The organism is Shewanella sp. 10N.286.45.A1, from assembly GCF_041470405.1.
GTDB lineage: Bacteria > Pseudomonadota > Gammaproteobacteria > Enterobacterales > Shewanellaceae > Shewanella.
Map to the genome: position 1 here is coordinate 1 of NZ_JBFRMK010000027.1, position 4,549 is coordinate 4,549.

General features: G+C 40.2%; 5 protein-coding genes. 4 read left to right on the top strand and 1 reads right to left on the bottom strand.

The window, feature by feature from the left end:
• Positions 1-80 precede the first annotated feature (80 nt).
• Positions 81-572 (bottom strand): hypothetical protein, encoded by a 492-nt coding sequence (locus AB4238_RS02540; protein WP_372031028.1) that lies wholly within the window; start codon positions 570-572, stop codon positions 81-83.
• 195 nt (positions 573-767) lie between these two features.
• Here AB4238_RS02540 and AB4238_RS02545 point away from each other — a divergent pair, with 195 nt between their 5' ends.
• From AB4238_RS02545 to AB4238_RS02560, 4 genes are all read left to right on the top strand, one after another.
• Positions 768-1,373, top strand: a complete 606-nt coding sequence (locus tag AB4238_RS02545; protein ID WP_372031029.1) for an aspartyl/asparaginyl beta-hydroxylase domain-containing protein — start codon at positions 768-770, stop codon at positions 1,371-1,373.
• Entirely contained in the window at positions 1,360-2,673 is a 1,314-nt protein-coding gene (locus tag AB4238_RS02550; RefSeq protein WP_372031030.1) for a hypothetical protein, read from the top strand. Before AB4238_RS02545 ends, AB4238_RS02550 begins: the two co-directional genes overlap by 14 nt.
• Entirely contained in the window at positions 2,663-3,652 is a 990-nt protein-coding gene (locus AB4238_RS02555; RefSeq protein ID WP_372031031.1) for a hypothetical protein, read from the top strand. Before AB4238_RS02550 ends, AB4238_RS02555 begins: the two co-directional genes overlap by 11 nt.
• A gap of 138 nt (positions 3,653-3,790) precedes the next feature.
• Positions 3,791-4,303, top strand: coding sequence for a GNAT family N-acetyltransferase (locus AB4238_RS02560; protein ID WP_372031032.1), 513 nt, complete (start codon positions 3,791-3,793; stop codon positions 4,301-4,303).
• Positions 4,304-4,549: the final 246 nt, after the last annotated feature.

Here is a 4,549-nt window from a genome sequence, read left to right on the forward strand (position 1 = left end):
CCATTTCTTTACCAATGCGCTTTGAATTGAAAAGACTGAGGGACTCTGAACGGGTCAAATACTTAATGCAATTGGTATTACTAAGCGTTCTCCGCCAATCGCAGCCAATTTTGCATTTTGGGAAAGCCAGCGGAGTTGTTTTGTAGGCTCAGACACATCTGCCAATATACCAATAAGGGTATGCCAAACCCATTGTTGCTTTTAAACGCATCGATTATGGACTTAGAGCCTTGCTTATAACCATCTTCATGGAATACTAGCTCTGGCCTCAAACCTATATGTTTAAGTGCAGCCCATGACCATGCAATAGCGGCCATCTCTTCTCCGGCTTGATGACCGGATCTGGATACATCCCCTTGAAGCTTGTGCCGAACAGCTTCTTCTGTAACTGCAATATGTCCCGCTTCGTGTAATAGGTCTCCAACATGAATTAATGACTTTCTATCAATAAGTAGTACGCCATTTTTTATATCCATACCCTGCATAAAACTATCACTTCGCACTGAAGTGAGTTGATAGGCAAGCCCAAGATGATCAAAAAACTGAAGGATTGCTTTGAGCTCAGTATCCATAAGGCAATGATTCCTTTATTTTTATTTACATACAATAAAACACAACAAACTCCGGAATTAAAGAGCAATTTGCGGATTTATGCGTGACTTGATGAGCAATAAGTGTAGTGTATGTTTTGTAAAAAATTTATACAGCTGCGCTAATTTTGCAGTCAGAATTTGTTTTTTGAATGGACTCAACTGGAAAGGTACTTCATGGATTCTACGATTATTCAGTCTCAATGTATTGGTAAAGTCGAACTTTATCATGAGAGCATTGATGCCGAGATCAAGCAGTTGCCGAGCAATTTATGGACTGAACATGTTAACCGCTCTAACTATGAAGGGGTGTGGAGCGTACTTGCCTTGCGAACGCTCAAGGTGAATGAGCTCAGCCATCCGATTCTTCAGTGCTATCAAATTGAACATGGTGACGAGTGGGTAGATTTACCCATTGTGAATACTGCGACAAGTATTTATCGGTTGATCAACGCTATACCTTTCGCCAAAAAATCTATTCGCTTAATGAAACTGGAAGCGGGTGCACTGATCAAGGAACACAGAGACTTAGGGCTTAATATTGAAAATGGAGAGGGCAGATTCCATATTCCATTACAATCCAGCGAGCAGGTTCATTTTACAAGTAATGGAGAAGTACTACATATGCATGTAGGTGAGCTTTGGTATATCAATGCCGATGCTCCCCATAGTGTGCGTAATATGGGAGTGAAACCACGGATCAATCTAGTCATCGATTGCAGCTTATCACGAGAGGAGTGGCATAGGTTTATACACAAGGATACTGACAATGGAAAAAGTTAAAAATCAATCGTTATCAGACGAGTTTAATAGCCTTGTAGATCAGTTTTTACTTGAGAATGAAAACATGGCTGAAGGTAATAGATTCAAGCTATCATGGTTATTATCTGATCTCATGTATCAAATGTCGGGAATCTCAGCCGAGGCCGATATGGCGAAAGGAGATGATATTTCAACTGCCTACGGTGTGGCTATCATGCCGACCCAAGGAGCGAGATGCTTAAAGGAAGCGATCAGAAGTTTTCAATTTTTACGAGGCGTTAAACGGGCAATAACCCATAAATTGACTGAAAATGGTCAGGTCCATTTGTTGTATGCTGGTTCAGGACCTTGGGGCTCTCTCCTTATTCCTTTATTACATCTATTTAGCCCAAAGCAACTTCAAATTACTGTATTGGATATACATCAGGAAAATATTGAAGCTATTCACAAGGTAATAAAGTGCTTGGACATGCAAGCATTTTTTAGCAGCATTGAAGTGGCGGATGCTACAGCGTGGCAACCCACACCAGCTGAACAAGAGTTTGACATCATTGTCTCAGAAACCATGAACAGCATGTTAAAGCGTGAACCTCAAGTATCTATTTTTGCTCACTTACAACAATATTTGACCCCAAAAGGGTTATTAATACCAGAGGAAGTTCGGATAGAGGCCTGGGCTACACCTGCAAAACCCGCAAAAAACGAACGACAACACGTTAAATTAAAGGATGTGTTTACTTTACATAAAGCTAGTGCTCAACAAATTCACCAGGGCCAGCTATCGAAGTTTGAAGGACATTTTATACTTCCTAAAGATTTAGGTGATATTTGCCATCTAGAGTTCAGAACCTTGATTAAGGTGTACCAAGATATCGAGTTAACCCGGAATCAGTCTAGTTTGAATGCATCATTGAACCTCAATTTTGTCGCTCCTGTGGCCGGCACTGCAATCAATTATTGCTATCAAATAAATAACAGTCCCGACTGGACTTTTGATTATCAACCCTTTTCTGAAAAAGTCAGTCTTATCAAACCGTTTGTTAAAAGTAAGTCTGGTTTGATGTACTTATATCGATTCTGGGATAAATATCGTCGTATACCCATCTCTGGTGTTGATCCCGAATTGGCTAGTAAAGAGCAGCACCTCGATATATTACTTGTAAACAGGTTGGGTATTGAATATCACGATGCTTTATCTTTTATAATGAGCGAATTGCCAGATCTTGAAGAGTTTGAGGGTTGGATTGAAACTAAACAGAACACGTTAAAACTGACACAAATTAGAGAATTTAACCGGACCGTTTCTTCTTATGATTTTTAACACTTTTGCCAAAGAGATTGGCACTTTAGTTTCACAGATTCTGGCGGTAGAGTCGGCAGAGCAAGGAAGTGAATTATTATGCCAATTACTTATATTGCTCAATGGTGAACAACAAGTACAAGATAATAGCCATGGCACTACAGGCTTGATTCTAAGTAGTCAGAATGCAGCCAATTGCCTACTAAGCTACTCTCGCACATTATCTTATTGGCGAGCCCTTTGTGACGCTGTAGATATTTTTTCTGATAAAGCGCAAGTGAATATCGTTTACCCTGGCCCAGGCCCTATTGCAGCATTGGTCTTACCCCTCTGGTTAGCCAAAGGGTGGAAAAATATCAATTTAACCTTGTTGGAGTACAACAGTTCAACAGCAACCAGACTGCAAGAGATGTTGCTAAAATTAGGCTTAAGTAATGAAATTAGCATTATTAACTGTGATGCAAGTCAGTACGAACCTGAATGTGAGATTGACATCCTCATTATGGAGTGTATGACCAAAGGGTTAGCTGATGAAGGGCAATATGCCATTTCGACACACCTTTGCCAGTTTATGTCACAGGACGCAGTGCTGATCCCAGAAACAATCACTTTAGATTTGCACTATGGCTTTCTTGGGCAAGAGTTTAAAGAAATTGAGTCAGGAAAAGCCTTCAGTGAATTTCAACAACAAACCAGGCTGTGGTCGGTGCATTTAATGTCATTAGACAAACAACAGAAACTAAATAAAGCAGCGCCGCAAGCCAGCGTTTTTTTGGGGCGGTTCCAATTACCAGAGAACCTCACTTCAGGATGTAGCCTATTTATTTCAACAAACATTGTTACTTTTGGTCAATACACAATCCCTGAATATTCTTGTGGACTAACCGTACCTTACCCAATAGACATAGAAAGTGGCTGCAAAAACACGCAGTTTTTAGATGCTTATTATCAATATGATGACAGACCAGGAATAAGACTTAGTGGGGTAAGTGAAACATGACGACATACTGACATTAATATTGACAAAGACAGCTCCATTATCACTCTGACTGTCATATATTTGAATGATTTACCGCCATTCACATGCTATACACTTGATTGTTAAAGTATTAATTAAAAATTAGCGAGATATTGGTTTATGCAAAAATTTACGCCACCGAAAGGGCTTCACATTCGCCCCTCAACACCAAACGACAAAATATTTCTTGAAAAGCTACACCGTGAAATGCGAGAAGAACTACAATTTATTGAAGGAGATCAGGATTTTATTGATGAAATTGTTGCTATGCAATTTCGTGCTCAGCATCAGGGATACGGCGCACAGTTCCCCAACGCCATGTACTTTATTATCGAAAAACATCAGGAAAAAATTGGTCGTGCCAGTATCGATTTTGGCTGCAACGAAGTTCATCTGATTGATATCGGTTTTCTCAAAGTTGCGCGAGGGCACGGTTTTGGCAAAGCCATCATACATAGTTTACAAACTTGTGCCGCGCAAGCAGCCGTGCCACTGAGCTTGGTCGTGGCGACTGATAATTTCATTGCAAAGAAGTTTTATCTTTCTCTTGGGTTTATGGTGAAAGAACATACGGAAATGCATGAACTAATGTGCTGGTACCCGCCAACCATGAAAGCTATTGTCGGCGCTTGAAAACTTAAATCAAACCTCTTTTTTCAAGCCAATAAAAGTGTCGATTTTTAATTTTCACATATACTTTAGGGGCTGTTGAACTTTTGAGCTTGGTTTTTGTTCGGTTCTTTACCGTAAGGAATAATACAGTGAGTACAAGGCTTGAGCGATAAAGCTTAGCTGGCTAACAGAAAGCTCGTAACACACTCTAGCCATAAAAGAATAGAAGCATTGAACCGACCCCAAAAGGCCGTGTTTCTTGGCTAT

Excerpts from the sequence above, each read along its gene's own strand:
- AB4238_RS02540 (WP_372031028.1), bottom strand. The coding sequence starts at position 572 with ATGGATACTGAGCTCAAAGCAATCCTTCAGTTTTTTGATCATCTTGGG.
- AB4238_RS02545 (WP_372031029.1), top strand. The coding sequence starts at position 768 with ATGGATTCTACGATTATTCAGTCTCAATGTATTGGTAAAGTCGAACTT.
- AB4238_RS02550 (WP_372031030.1), top strand. The coding sequence starts at position 1,360 with ATGGAAAAAGTTAAAAATCAATCGTTATCAGACGAGTTTAATAGCCTT.
- AB4238_RS02555 (WP_372031031.1), top strand. The coding sequence starts at position 2,663 with ATGATTTTTAACACTTTTGCCAAAGAGATTGGCACTTTAGTTTCACAG.
- AB4238_RS02560 (WP_372031032.1), top strand. The coding sequence starts at position 3,791 with ATGCAAAAATTTACGCCACCGAAAGGGCTTCACATTCGCCCCTCAACA.